The sequence below is a fragment of the Halostella salina genome, from assembly GCF_003675855.1.
Lineage (GTDB): Archaea > Halobacteriota > Halobacteria > Halobacteriales > Natronoarchaeaceae > Halostella > Halostella salina.
Map to the genome: position 1 here is coordinate 1 of NZ_RCIH01000001.1, position 12,203 is coordinate 12,203.

The following is a 12,203-nucleotide window of genomic DNA, read 5'->3' on the forward strand; positions in this document are numbered from 1 at the left end:
CGTCGCCGTGCGTGCGCGAACGTGGTACCGAGAATTTCGTGAACTTGTCTTGAAATGTGTTGTTTACAACATCAAGCGAGCAGTGAAATCGTGAAATCAAGCACAGTATGGCGATTCACCAGAGCCGTCTCGACCGAAAGTGTGTGGTCGGTTCCGCGATACGCGTCGAGGTCGGTGTACCGAAGCCGCGGCGTGTGCGTTCCCCGCGTCGTCGTCTCGACAGTCTCGTCGACGAGCAGTCGTGTCTCCGTGATCCCGTGAGAGGAAAGCGACCACTCGCTTTGCCGCTCCGACGAGGCCGTATCGTCCGGAACGTCGACGCGATAATCCGCGGTTGCGAGCACGCTCCCGTTCGGTGCGACGTAGTGGGGTTGGTCCGTCCGTGATATCCGCGCCCGCGTCGACGGCTGGACGGCAAAGACGTCCACGTAGGCGTCGTTCACGAATCTGCCGTCCGACAGCGAGGCGTTCGAGGGATGGATCGAGACACCGGGATCGGTCTCGGGAAACTCACGATGGTCGCCGCTGTTCCACTGCTCGACCGCCTGCGGTGGGGAATTGTACGGGATGTCCGTGAGCCCCGCGAGTTCGGCCATGTCGGAATCGGCGCTGTCGGGGAGCGTCTCTACACCGGCGTCGGTATCACCGGACCAGAGCGTGTGAAACGTCGACTCGTTCACCCCGTGGTCGGTCTCGTTTGGCGGGGCAGTTCCCTGGCCTGCACTCACAGGGGTCCCCATCATCGCAAGTCCGACGACTGCGACGCCGAGGGCAACGAGCGGAAGCACTACTCGCGGGCTTAGAACCCGCAACTCGTGCCACCGGCGACGACGTTGTTGAGCAGGAACTGTACGATCGCCGTCCCGAGCGGCGCGACGATGATCCCCCAGACGACTGCCTGATTCCGTGCCTCCTTCAGTTCGAGTTTCTGGTCCGACCGCCTGATCATGGGTGTGACAACTGTCGCCCCGAGGGCAATGACACCGCCAAGCAGTGGCCCGCCGAACTGAATGAGCGTAAAGAGATTCTTGATCGTCTCCGCCATGTCCGTGTCACAGAACGCGGTGCCTGCGGACTGGGCAAGGACTGGTTCGACGGCGACCAGACTGAACGCGACCGTGGCGAGTGCGAGCCGGCGAATGCGTCGGGAACGAGAAAGCGGTCTATCTGAGGATCGATCCGAACTATCGGTGATGGAGTTTCGGCCTGGCATGTTGTTTCGGAGATATCACTCACGGCAGGTCCAGAGCCGAACTACAGTCGACCGCAGACTTACCGCCGAGCGACGTCGTACACGTTGGACTGGTGTATCAGGACATAAGCATTACCATTCATTCGATTGTTCACGAATACAGTATCAAGGTCGCCGGAGTCGGGTGTTTTCCCCATCGATGTATACGGGTGATAGCTAGAGATAGTTACCACCAATTTACCGAGATGTTGTGCAAGTTGTCCCTGTCGATCCCCTTTCTATGTAGTGAAGTCCATAGGTTTATGGCTATGGAGCTAATCACATAGGATAGTGGATGGCGTCCTACACGACGATCGTGGACTGGCAGGATGTCGAAGACGGCTACGTCGTCGATGTGACCATCCGGCAGACGGAGGATGAACAGTACCCGAGCGGGTGGGACTACAGCCTACACCTCGGAGCAGTCGGCGGCGACACCATCCTCCGCTACGACAACGCCCACGAACTGACGAAAGGCCACGAGCGCCACACCCGGGACGATGTCACACTCATCGAATTCCCCGGGATGGTGACGCTCTACGACCGCTTCAAACGCGAGGTCGAGGAGTTGTCGCCCGTCTCGTGGGGTTGGCCGGAGTAGGACGCCGCCAGGAGGGACACACCATGCCCACGCTCAAAGTCACCGTCGGCGAACGCAACCGGCTCGACCAGCGTACGCGCAGCCGCATCAAGGCCGCTCAGGAGGGTGAAGACCTCGACGACGCCCAGCCGGTGCTGAACTTCGGGTCGTATGCTGAACTCAGTCGGCTCCTCAGTCCGAAGAACCTGGAACTGCTAGAGGCGATCTCCGAGCACGACCCCGAGAGTATCCGTGAAGCCGCGGAACTGGTGGACCGGGACTACAAACAGGTCCACCGAAATCTCTCCGAACTCGAAGACATCGGCGTTATCGAGTTCGAAGGCGGTGGATCCGGGCAGGCGAAGAAGCCGATACTGGCCTACGACGGCCTCGAAATCGACATCCCCTTTTCGGGGTCGAACGGGAACGTCGGCGAAGCAGCGCTTTGACACGCTCCCGATGCAGAACGCGGACCGCCTCCTTCGCGGTACTTCCGTCGTACCCGAAATCGCGCGTAGCGACGTGTTTGGCAAGATTTGAACTCGCTTGAATCGCGTTCTCGAACATCCGCTCTACGGCACGCTGTTCGGTCGTGCTCCGGAGGAAGTCCTCGCGCGAATAACGTTTCCCGTTTCTCAGCTAGTTCGCCGTGGTACTGCTCAATCTGTCCGAGTTTAGTTTGACTGAGACAACTCGCTCGTCAGCCACGCAATCCATCCTCCGCAACTCGGTCGATCACGCTACGCTGCTGGCGGCGAAGGTCATCACGTTGCTCGGCGAATCTCGCTTCGAGTTCCGTTTTGTACTGCTCGAACATCTCCTCGTCACCACAGACGAACGTTCCGCTGACGGCGTCGTGTGCGACATCGAGCGGAAGCGTATCGATATCCGAGATATCGATGAAAGGCGAATCGTCCCGCTGGAGGTCCCCCGACAGGAAACACCGCTTGTCGAACCGTTCGCTCTCGGAGAGTTCCTCGGAGAACTTGACGGCGAGGTCGATATCGGACGCCCGGGTCGCCTCACCCGTGATCCGGGAACCGAACACGACCGCGAACTCGACATCGGTGTCTGCGCACACCGATGCTTCGAGGGCGGCGAACAGCTCCGAATCCTCGTCGCCCGAGTTCATACGAGAATCGACGGTGTATCGCCACAAAAGAATTCCGCTGCATTGGACTCCCCGGCGACCCCGGGTTGACCTCATGACAATTCCGATTCGAGTTCGTAGTAGCGCTTCCGGAGCGTGTTTGCACTCACGCCACCCGCTTCGGCCAGTGCCGCCTGCGTGAGGCCCGCCCCGTATTCGACGCTGGCGTAGTACAGACAGCCTGCGGCGACGCCCGCGGGATGGCGTCCGTTCGCGAGGCCGCACTCTTCCGAACGCGCCGTCAGTTCGATCGCGCGATGGCGCACGCGTTCGGACACGGGCTCGCGACAGGCCGACGCACACGTCGCGACGAACGCCTGTGGTCTGCGAACCGGTGTTTCCAGTTCGAGTTCGGTGTTACAGACGCCGTACGCCCGCCAGATGTCCGCGGTCGAACACGGCGAGACTGTTGCGATCGTCCTGACGGTTCGCACGGTACCTCGACACCGACACGCTGCGTACACGCTTGCGGCCGCCATCGATTCTATCGACCGGCCGACGAGCAGGCCCTCGTTCTGGACTTCCCTGAACACCTGACTCGCCTCTTCGCGGCAGGCAAACGAGAGGTCGAGGCTGCTGGTCAGCCGGGCGATCTCCCCGCAGGCGTGTGCAAGGTTTCGGTCCGCCGTGCTGTCGAACTGCCCGCGGCGCTGCTGGATCCGCAACCGGTTGAACGTCCGTCGTTTGCGTTGGCTCAGGCTTTTTCCGTGTCCGTCCTGTCGGTACCCGATCGTCGTCACGAGCCCGCGGTCGTGTCTCGACGGCGTTAACGGCGCGCCAGTCTGTTCGCGGGCGTCCGTTTCGTCGCGGTTTCGCGGCGTCGCCGCGTGGTCCAGCCGGTACTCGTCAGTGACGAGTCCACACTCCAGACAGGCCGTTTCGCCGTCCGTTGTGACGAGCGTCCCGGTGCATTCGGGACAGGTCGTCTCGGTCGTTGCGCTCGGTACTCGTTCCGTTTCCGGGTCCTCGTCGAAGCCACTGTCGTAGGTGTCTCTGAGCGACATTGTTCGTATCGAGACGGACGATTCCGTCCGCCCCGCACCCCCTCGGGGGCGATAAACAACTGCGGAGAGCGTCATCCGGTTTTGCGTGAGACCGTTCCTCGTTCAACTGAGTACGAACTTGAATCCCGTCAACTACCCCACGCTACGTGCTTTCGGCGCTTTGCGAGTGGGATTTGTCTATGAGCCCTACCGTTGTCTTTCTGGGAAAACGGTCACTCCGCTATCTTTTTTCAAGGCGAGAACCCCATCCTTTAGGGCGGGCGTGAAGCCGACAACTCCTACACGAACTACCGTCGGTTGCAGGCTGAGTACCCTACGACTGCATACCTTTATTAGAATTGGGTATATAAAAATTAGCACGGCCAAGTGAAGTACAACCTCGAAACCGGGTCGCACACGGTCTATGCGCTCCAATATCACTTCGTGACCGTCACGAAGTACCGCACAGACCTCCTCACCGACGAGATCGCAGAACGCGTCGGGGAGATTGCCAGCGATGTCTCAGAGGACTTCGGCGTGAACATCCAGAACGTCAACGGCGGTTCCGACCACGTTCATATCTTGTTCACGGCGAAGCCAACGACCGACCTCACCAAGTTCATCAACTCGCTCAAAGGCGTCACGTCCCGCAAGATCCGTGACGAGAATCCCGAGGTTCGGCAGGCGCTCGACAAGGGGTTCTGGCAACCGGGGTACTTCCTCGCCACCACTGGCTAGGTAAGCATCGACGTGCTGATGGAGTACGTGGAGGACCAGTAGCGATGTCCACGACCGTCACGAAAACGTTGCAGGCGACGTTCGCGCCACCCACCGCACAACAAGCAGTCGAAACTCAATGACCTGCTCGAAACCTACCGTGACGGTCTGCAAGAGGCGTTCGACGCCGGGGCGAGTACCATGTCGGCGGTGAGCGACATCGTGACGCCCTACGACCTGCCGTATCAGGCCAAAGCCGCGCTCTGCAACTACGTCCCCAAACTCCGCAAGACGTACAACGCACAAGAATTGGACGACGACCATCCGATACGGCTCACGAACCAAGCCGCCAAGTTCGACCACTCCGATGAACGCGACTACGAGTTCACGTGGTGGGTACCACAGCCCGGTCGGGGAACGAACTTCTGGATTCCGCTTCGTATCAACCCCGAACAGGAAGGCCTCTGGCACGACCTCGTGTCGGAGGACGCGAAGGCAGGCGAGATTCGGCTTCAGAACCACCGGAAGAACTGGGTACTACACGTCACCGTCGAGTACCCGGTCGAAGAACCAGCGACGGACGGTGACGCCACGCACATCGGCTTAGACATCGGAGAAACCGTCCTCATCACGGGCTGTGCCCTCAAGGACGGTTCTCCGGCTGACCCGTTTGTGTGTAGCGGAAGCAGAGCGAAGCATCTCCGCAAAGAGATGCACACCACCCTGAAACGACTCCAAGAGCGTGAGGCATCCGAGTGGCGGATTGAAGACCGCTTCTCGCACTACCAGAACGCGCTCACTGACATCGTGGAGAAGGCGTCTCGGGAAGCCGTCGAGTACGCCAGACAGTTCGAGAACCCGGTGTTGGTGATGGAGGACTTGACGTACATCCGTGAGCGCCTCGACTACGGGACGTACATGAACCGTCGGCTTCACTCGTGGGCGTTCGCCCGTCTCCAAGGGCGAATCGAGGACAAGGCGACGGAAGCAGGCATCCCGGTCGAGTACGTGAATCCGGCGTACACCTCACAGACGTGCCACTCGTGCCACCGTATCGGTCGGCGGAACTCACAAGCCGAGTTCCGGTGTCCGAACGACGACTGCCACGTTTCGACGTTTCAGGCCGACATCAACGCTTCCGCGAATATCGCACGAGGGGTTGACCCGTGGGGAGAGAGCGTCCCGTTTGACAAGGCGGAACGCGATGACTCGCCTCGGGATGGGAGCGGTTGTGACACCGCCACGACTCACCGTGAGAAGAGCGTACCAGCGCAGATGACGCTCACGGCGTTCCAAGAGTCGGAACCCTCTGCCAGCGACGACTGACTGGTATTCCCCATGCGTGGGAAGCCTCGCCGTTTACGGCGAGGAGGATGTCACTCGGCGGCACAATCTGAATCAACGCTCTGAGTCAGCCACACGGGGTTCTGCAGGTGGGTGATCCGTGGTGTTGGAACGCACGGAACTGTTCCCAATCCCTCTCAAATCTCGGTGAGGCCGAGACTGTATTCGAGTGCGGTATCGACCTCGTCCATCCGCTCTTGCGGAATCGAGCCGAGATTCTCGGTGATACGGTGTTCGATAGAGATGGTTCGAATCTGGCTACAGAGCGCGACTGAGTCTTCCCGAAGTGCACATTCCTCGGCGGGCACGAGCACTTCGAATGGGTAGAGCTGCTCGTCAAACGTGGTAGTGAATGGAACAACGATTGTTGTCGGTGCGTTTGCATTCCCGACATCGTTCTGCACGACGAGACACGGGCGCGTTCCCCGTTGTTCGGATCCCTGCGTCGGATCGAGTTCGACGATAACGACATCCCCTCGACGGGTAGACAGAGACATCCGCTACCACTCTGGGGCATCGCCTAGGTGTTCAGTTGCCTCTGCCGAGACGCCCTCCAGTTCCTCAGCGAGTTCGCTGGTCCGTTGGGCACGCTGGCGGTACCCCTCAGCCAACTCCTCACGGGTGACTGGCCGTTCGATAACGAGCTTCCCCTCCTCTTCGTGAATCACGACGTCGTCCCCTCCCTTTATTCCGAACCGTTCTCGGAGCTCTTTGGGGATCGTCACTTGGCCTCGCTCCCCGATTTTCCGGCGTTCACCTTCACTCATGCATATTCATATCATATTCCTACTTATAAGCTCTTTGCACGGAGCAGCTAGTATGTGCCCTGTCAGGAACAGATCGAACTCGACGAAATCGGTATCGTCGACACGTTGTGTTTTTGCCCGTCCGTTCACGGGTAATGTAAACTACCCTACCCTACTCCCTCGGCGCTACGCGCCTCGGTCCTTGAGGGTAGGGCCACCGATAGAGCTTCGCTCTATCGAGGCCTCGAAAGGCTTCGCCTTTCGGTGGCTTTGATGTGGACTCCTGGCAATCAGTCGCCAGCAACAGGCTGGTGACTCTCACCGTTCAACGTCCCACCATTCACACGCACGTCTACTTGTGCGTCTCCGCTCCCCGACTTGGGCGAGGAACGGAGTTTGTGTTGTCGCATCCGAGCGTACCGCACGCCAATATTCTTTGCGGCGTTGTAATCCGCGTTCACTTCATACCCACACTTCTGGCACTCGAACTGTTCACCGTGGCGGTTGCCGTCGTGTGTAAAGCCACAGTCCGTCCGAGAACAGCGTTGAGATGTGTGGTTCGGCTCGACCGTTTCCACGGAGACACCTTCCTCAGGTGCCTTGTAGGAGACGTACTCGTACAGGCGTCGGAACGCCCAGACGTGGTGCCACTTCGCGTGTGGAAGCCGCTCTCGAATGTCGCTCAAGTCCTCGAACGCGATTACGTCGCAGTCGTGTTCGACAGCTTCCGAGACGAGTTCGTTGGCGATCGTGTGGATGTACTGTTTGCGCTAGGCTTCTTCACGCTTTCCGAGGCGAAGCAGCGCGTTGTGTGCGGCCTGCGTGCCGCGTTGTTGTATACCACCACGCCGCTTCTCGAACTCACGACACCAGTGGTCGTAGTCGTCCCCCTGCCAAAACGTGCCGGTTGAGGACACAGCGAGGCTGTTAACGCCGAGGTCGATACCGAGGACCGTTTGGTTGGAGTGCCCGGTATCTTCCGAAACCTCATCGTCACTGTCTGTCCGCCGCGTCGAAATGTTGAGGTAGAACTCGTCAGTGGCCGCGTCGTACCGAAGCGTACTCTCGCGGAACTCGTAGTTCTCGGAGAGTACGTATTGCTCGTAGGGCGTCGGACTGTCTGCCGGGAGAACGAACGACGGTTCGACTCGGCCCTCAACAGTTGCCAGCGACACCTTGTTCCGGTAGAACGTCGCGCTTCGCGTGTCGTAGTCCATCGTTTCAGCGGTGAACGTCGGTTGAGAGACGCGCTGTCCCTTTTTCCACCGTTCGACACACGCTTTGACGGCTTCGACAGCGCGTTTGATAGCGGCTTGGACAAGTTGTGCTTGTAGGTCCGTCTCCTCCCGAAGTTCGGAATAGAGCGCGTCACGAACCTCTCGCTTGTTGGTCTCACACTCAGTGTAGGAGGTGTCGGACCAACAGTAGTCGGCGGTTCGGTTCGCGCAGTACAGGTATTGCTCTGCGGTTCGGTGGAGTGCGTCGCGTTGCTCGTCGGAAACAGCGAGTTTCACGACGGCGGTTCGACGCACGCCCATAGTTTCAGAGAGTACCCGACGGTACTTATACGCTTGGGAGTCAGTCGGTCGCTGTGTGGCGGTTGTGTCGTCCCATGTCGGTTTCCTCCCCGACCTACTCGCACACTCCGTTCGCTCCTTGAGGTCGGGGGCTCCACCTCGAAAATGCTGAACAGGACGTACAGGGGTTCTGCATCCGGTGGCATCTCTGACCACTGTACTTCCGCTGTCGTTCGTTCGAGATCGGAGTGGACGCCCTCACTCACGGGTGCGGAAGTGAAGTTCGAACTTCTGATTATGGAACTCATAATTATGGAAATGCAGATTTCTTTTTTGAGCCCGCTATGGATAGTATCCTGCCGAGGCGGATAGGGGAGAAGTATTCGTCCTGGGTCATCTCCTGCGCAACCGCTGATGTCACCGACCCCACCCTACTTCGCTCACCCTGAAAGGTGGGGTCGGTGACCGGGCCAGTTCTTTGTACTGACCACGAGAACTCAATATGTATCAGCTATTGAGGATTTCAACAGACTCTGCGAGATACAGAACGTATAGTCAGCAGTCTACCGTGCCGAAATAAGTTTTCTCACACTACCCCGGTGATAGTGGTCACAAAAGCCGTCACGCCAATACTACTGAGTAGTAGCCCAATAATCAGCAGAAAAAGAGCCCGTACACCTGTTTTCAACGTGGTGGTTCCTGGGTCATCATTCATCACTGTCAGATCTTCCACTTCAGGTGTCATGACTGCGTCTGCATCTACGGATACACTCTCCGGCGTCGTGTTGGGTTTCCCAACAACAGTTATATTCTCGCCAATGCTGATCGTTCCTTCCATCAGCTCAATGCGATCCTTGATCACGCCTGAGTCCCCTGTGTGGACCGAAGGCTCCAAATCAAGCTTCTCTTCAGCAACCTGTTCCAGCATTTCCTCCCCTCCCGTCACTGTCTTCCTTTCGTGTTGCAGTGAAAGACTATCCGCGGTAGGATCAATCAAGATCTCTGCTGTCTCATCAGAAATAATGAATGGGGTAGACTCGATGCCAGCGTCAATCGAAGGGTCACCGGGACCCTGTACTATCTGATTGATCTTGTAGTCGTATGCTACGCACTCTTTGTCTTGGATTGGTGATCTGATGGTATTATTCGGGTGGGACGGACGGACATGTCCTTGAACCTGAACCAGTTCATTGGCTACGACAGCCTCATCCATTGGAACAGAATCCGTGATCGATAGTCTCCACCAATCGTTCACACCCCTGACCCCGCCAATCGTCGCGGCCAACCCTACCCCAGTCGCAATAATTCCACCGAACAACCCAGGTAGCAGTCCATCGACAGACAGTATGAAGACTCCCAACAGACTAAGAAACCCGGGAGAATCACAGACAAACATATCTTCGTCTCGCTACCTCGTTAGTAGATACCGCAGGCCTAAGTCAGTATTATTATCGATTTCTTCTGCTTTGTTGGATCCGATGACTGCGTCGGATCACTGTTTGAGAGCCTGTTCGAGGTTATGACTGCGACGGTTAACGCGAGTTCGTGGGACTCACGGTACCAGAGAATGGTTTTTGGCCTCCTAACCAACAAACCATCCCAACACTCCCCTGACTGTTGGTTAAGACTGGGTGCGCATTCGATCGGTGATCTGGTAAATGGAGAGGCCTTAGTTGACGGAGTGGCAGGCGCTGGCAACTCCGTCGAACATCTATCGGGAGAACAGTTAGCGCACCGCCCGATTTCCAGCGCCACCTCACAAATCGAGTTTACGGATGCTTTCACGAGCGATTATACCCACTATTGTCTGGTCTGGAGTGCGTTAGACCCATCATCCAACTCGGCACTTGAACTCCACGCGTCAGAGGACGGTGGAGACACGTATGCGACGGGCACGGCTGATTATGCATACGTCAACGACTTCTTGGGAGAGACAGGGAACAGTGAGCGGACTGGGACCGAATCGTCACGAATCCGGTTGGCTGATGAGATTGGGGGGGGGGGGGAGACAGAGCGGACTGGGAGTGGCCATCTATTCATCCACGACCCATTAAACACCGAATCAAGGCTCGTCGTCGGTGGCCAATCTCGGTATATCGACAATAACCGGAATTTGTTTGCCGGGGATATTGGCGGACACTACAAGTCGACAAACGCCGTCGATTCAGTCCGCGTGCGGTTTGCATCAGCAGACATCGAATCAGGTGTCGTCAGTCTCCACGGAGTGATCTGATCATGCCAAAACACAGCATCAGCATCACGGATGGTGGAGGGATTAGCATCACAGTGACAGATGAGGATGATGTGGAACGCGAAATCATCCTTGAACCCAACGACGACGGGACCATCGACATTCAGGGGAGAGGACTAAATGGGAAAAGTCAGCGGGGGACCATTGCCCCCGGCAAAGGTGATCACCCACTTGGTAAGTAAGCCGTCTCATTCAACCTCGATTTACCGAGACGATGAGGGCAACGCTGTCGGCGTCAAGATCAACGTCACCGAGGGCGGTGACGAGCGAACCGTGCAGATAGCCGCTGACGAGAAGGGAAACCTTCAACTCGGTGGTGTCGGCCCGAACGGCGAGAAACGCGGAAAGGCAGACCCAAGCGGGAACGGCAACAACCCACTCGGGAAATAGATTACATCATCTTCACACCCGATTTTGGGTAGAACATTATTGGTGACGAGCTGCCGGGCTATTTTTGTTGTAACTCTGCTCCGTGATCGGGATCACCAATTCGGGGGCGAGCTGAGTGAACGAAGAGATCTACCGAGTTGACTCATACCGGAGAATCCTCACCGCCAATCTGTTTCACAAAAGCAATTATATTGGTGAGGTGAATGAGAACGATGTAACTGTGCTCGAATTTGGTAGCAAGTTGGCTACGAAAACGGGAGAAAGGATCTCTCAGGATGGTTTTGCATCAGCGATTGCTGGAGGGTTGCATTTTATTGGCAATAGAGTACAACCTGCCCCCGCAAAAAAGCTCGGCGAAAGTATATTTCCCTTCTCCGCACCGGACACTACAATCCAGGTACACGCTTACGGTTTGGGTGACTTAATGATCGTTCGTCAATTCGGGCGTGCAGTACAGCGATACTACGCTGAGTGTGGGGACCCAGAACTCGGCGATGTTGTTCTCGCATGTGGCTCTGGGACCGTGGCTGAGAACCCGGACCGCGGCGACATCAATTTGTGGTGGTGGTGGAGCTTTGGAGATTTCGACGGTTGTCCCGAACAGTACCTCAATCATTATATAAACGAAACTAAAGTCGAACCAGATGCGATCCTTTGTCCGTCGCAACGGTGCGTCAAAGAGACGGAACAAGCGGGGTACAATGCCCTCTACTTCCCGTTGGGGACGCAGGCATTCGAGCCGCTTGGATTTGATCGGAGCGGGATGGGATATGCAGGTTCAAAGAACCATAAACGATCGGAAAAGCGAGACAAAGTACTCGGCCCATATCGAGGTTCGGAGACTTTTGAGTGGGTCTCTCATTTTGTCTACCCGGAGCAGTTAAATCAATGGTACAATCAAAAAATGGTCACGTTTGGGCTGCACAAAGAAGGACAGCGCCAATATGGGATGGTCAACAATCGAGTCTTCGAAACGCTCGCTTCGGGGACGCCCTTCGTGTTAGAGAGCCATCCCACCGTCAACGACGTATTAGGGTTTGAGTTCCCCTATCAAACGAGTTCGGTTGAGGAAACCAGATCGCTTGTCGATCAGATTAGAAATAACCCTGAAGAGACGGTCGCGGAGTTTCAAGACTATGCCGAACTTGTGCGTGAAAACCACTCCTACGATGCTCGCGTGTCGGAGCTCATTGAGTTTCTCAGTTGAGCTTCAGCGGCCGATAGCTCAATACTGTGAGGCAGTTATATTCGGTGAAATTCAGGATAGGAGTAAGATTCTGACTCAATTGGTGAG

At 57.1% G+C, this 12,203-nt stretch carries 12 protein-coding genes and 4 pseudogenes; 7 read left to right on the forward strand and 9 right to left on the reverse strand.

All coding sequences use genetic code 11. The features are described from left to right. A pseudogene (locus tag D8896_RS00005) lies at nt 1–94 on the forward strand (IS5/IS1182 family transposase); the annotation flags it as partial. Here D8896_RS00005 and D8896_RS00010 read toward each other — a convergent pair. Together D8896_RS00010 and D8896_RS19785 are read right to left on the reverse strand one after the other, a co-directional pair. Next, on the reverse strand, nt 72–788 hold the full coding sequence (locus tag D8896_RS00010) for a hypothetical protein (protein WP_162991362.1): 717 nt from the start codon (nt 786–788) through the stop codon (nt 72–74). The pseudogene D8896_RS00005 and the gene D8896_RS00010 overlap by 23 nt on opposite strands. Nucleotides 789–799: 11 nt before the next feature. After that, nucleotides 800–1,045: a hypothetical protein gene (locus tag D8896_RS19785; protein WP_240451976.1), complete on the reverse strand. Its 246-nt coding sequence runs from the start codon at nt 1,043–1,045 to the stop codon at nt 800–802. 481 nt (nt 1,046–1,526) lie between these two features. Between D8896_RS19785 and D8896_RS00020 the strand changes: the two genes are divergently transcribed. Beyond that, nucleotides 1,527–1,832 carry a toxin-antitoxin system TumE family protein gene (locus D8896_RS00020; protein WP_121820033.1) on the forward strand — a complete coding sequence of 102 codons (306 nt, stop codon included), beginning with the start codon at nt 1,527–1,529 and terminating at the stop codon, nt 1,830–1,832. A gap of 23 nt (nt 1,833–1,855) precedes the next feature. Further along, the gene (locus tag D8896_RS00025; RefSeq protein ID WP_121820034.1) at nt 1,856–2,260 is read left to right on the forward strand and encodes an HVO_A0114 family putative DNA-binding protein; all 405 of its coding nucleotides are present in this window, start codon (nt 1,856–1,858) and stop codon (nt 2,258–2,260) included. Between the two features lie 52 nt (nt 2,261–2,312). On the opposite strand, the pseudogene D8896_RS19790 reads toward D8896_RS00025, so the two are convergent. The 3 genes and pseudogenes from D8896_RS19790 to D8896_RS00040 form a co-directional block, all read right to left on the reverse strand. Beyond that, nucleotides 2,313–2,378: pseudogene (locus D8896_RS19790) on the reverse strand (type VII toxin-antitoxin system HepT family RNase toxin); the annotation flags it as partial. Nucleotides 2,379–2,511: 133 nt separating this feature from the next. Then, nucleotides 2,512–2,943 (reverse strand): nucleotidyltransferase domain-containing protein, encoded by a 432-nt coding sequence (locus D8896_RS00035; RefSeq protein WP_121820035.1) that lies wholly within the window; start codon nt 2,941–2,943, stop codon nt 2,512–2,514. Nucleotides 2,944–3,014: 71 nt separating this feature from the next. Beyond that, the gene (locus tag D8896_RS00040; protein ID WP_162991363.1) at nt 3,015–3,965 is read right to left on the reverse strand and encodes a transcription initiation factor IIB; all 951 of its coding nucleotides are present in this window, start codon (nt 3,963–3,965) and stop codon (nt 3,015–3,017) included. Nucleotides 3,966–4,331: 366 nt separating this feature from the next. On the opposite strand from D8896_RS00040, the gene tnpA reads away from it, so the two are divergent. After that, entirely contained in the window at nt 4,332–4,682 is a 351-nt protein-coding gene (tnpA, locus tag D8896_RS00045) for an IS200/IS605 family transposase (RefSeq protein ID WP_121820037.1), read from the forward strand. A 44-nt stretch (nt 4,683–4,726) separates the two neighbouring features. Further along, a pseudogene (locus D8896_RS00050) lies at nt 4,727–5,987 on the forward strand (RNA-guided endonuclease TnpB family protein). A gap of 155 nt (nt 5,988–6,142) precedes the next feature. Here the strand turns inward: D8896_RS00050 and D8896_RS00055 are convergent. The 4 genes and pseudogenes from D8896_RS00055 to D8896_RS19030 all read right to left on the reverse strand — a co-directional run bounded on the left by D8896_RS00055 (nt 6,143) and on the right by D8896_RS19030 (nt 9,664). Then, nucleotides 6,143–6,502: a type II toxin-antitoxin system PemK/MazF family toxin gene (locus tag D8896_RS00055; protein WP_121820038.1), complete on the reverse strand. Its 360-nt coding sequence runs from the start codon at nt 6,500–6,502 to the stop codon at nt 6,143–6,145. A 3-nt stretch (nt 6,503–6,505) separates the two neighbouring features. Further along, entirely contained in the window at nt 6,506–6,772 is a 267-nt protein-coding gene (locus D8896_RS00060) for an AbrB/MazE/SpoVT family DNA-binding domain-containing protein (RefSeq protein WP_121820039.1), read from the reverse strand. A gap of 269 nt (nt 6,773–7,041) precedes the next feature. Next, nucleotides 7,042–8,289, reverse strand: a pseudogene (locus tag D8896_RS00070) (RNA-guided endonuclease InsQ/TnpB family protein). A 565-nt stretch (nt 8,290–8,854) separates the two neighbouring features. Then, on the reverse strand, nt 8,855–9,664 hold the full coding sequence (locus D8896_RS19030) for a hypothetical protein (RefSeq protein ID WP_162991364.1): 810 nt from the start codon (nt 9,662–9,664) through the stop codon (nt 8,855–8,857). Nucleotides 9,665–10,639: 975 nt separating this feature from the next. Between D8896_RS19030 and D8896_RS19035 the strand changes: the two genes are divergently transcribed. Both D8896_RS19035 and D8896_RS00085 read left to right on the forward strand, forming a co-directional pair. Then, nucleotides 10,640–10,909, forward strand: coding sequence for a hypothetical protein (locus tag D8896_RS19035; RefSeq protein WP_162991365.1), 270 nt, complete (start codon nt 10,640–10,642; stop codon nt 10,907–10,909). Between the two features lie 115 nt (nt 10,910–11,024). Continuing rightward, nucleotides 11,025–12,116, forward strand: a complete 1,092-nt coding sequence (locus tag D8896_RS00085; protein WP_162991366.1) for a glycosyltransferase family protein — start codon at nt 11,025–11,027, stop codon at nt 12,114–12,116. Nucleotides 12,117–12,203 lie beyond the last annotated feature (87 nt).